The 848-nt window shown below is 72.3% G+C and carries 1 protein-coding gene; it reads right to left on the bottom strand.

What is annotated here, in order from left to right; all coding sequences use genetic code 11:
* The coding region (locus AC1DWF_RS33325; RefSeq protein ID WP_476842776.1) for an NADH-quinone oxidoreductase subunit D-related protein at positions 1–766 on the bottom strand (766 nt) is incomplete at its 3' end.
* Positions 767–848: the final 82 nt, after the last annotated feature.

Here is an 848-nt window from a genome sequence, read left to right on the forward strand (position 1 = left end):
CATCGACATCGGCGCCGGGCTGGGTGATCAGCTCGGCCGGCAACAATTCGCGCGAGAGCAGCCGCGCGTCGAAGGGGCGCCCGGCCGCGCGGCCGACGAAACCCCCGGGCGCAAAGGCCGCGACCATGTCGGCGCTCATGATGCCGGTGCCGAGGACGCGATCCTGCAGGCTGGCGTGCTCCTCGTAGTAGCGCAGCAGGGTAGGAAGCTCGGCCGCCACCGCGGCGAGAGCGCCCAGCAGCGTGGCAATGCCGTCCGGCGCCAGATCCTGCGCCACGCCGCCGGGCATCACGCGGTCCATCATCAGCCGGTGGCCGAAGGCGAAGGCGTTGGCGCGCAGCAGCCCCTCGCGCAGCAGGCCCATCCGCGCGTGGATCACCGCGAAGGCCGCGTCGTTGGCGATGAAGCCGAGGTCGTTGAGATGGTTGAGCAGCCGTTCCAGCTCCAGCATCGCCGCGCGGAGCGCCACCGGGCGGAGGGGAACCTCAACGCCGAGCGCCGCCTCGGCCGCGCGGGCGAAGGCGATGCTGTGCGCGACCGTGCTATCGCCCGAGAGCCGCCCCGCGAAGCGCGCCGCCGCCCGCGGCGACTTGCCCTGGATCAGCGTGAGATGGCCCTTGTGCAGATAGCCCAGCCGCACCTCCAGCCGGACGATGACCTCGCCCTGGATGTGGAAACGGAAGTGTCCCGGCTCGATGATGCCGGCATGGATGGGGCCGACGGGGACGGTGTGGACGCCCTCGCCTTCCACCGGCAGGAATTCCATGGGGTACGGGTCCGGCTCGTGCCGCGCGGGCCGTCCGGAGAGTGGGCCCAGCAGCGGCCAACGCCCGTGGTCGAGCCAGGGG

The sequence above is a fragment of the Aminobacter sp. P4_D5 genome (assembly GCF_056401815.1).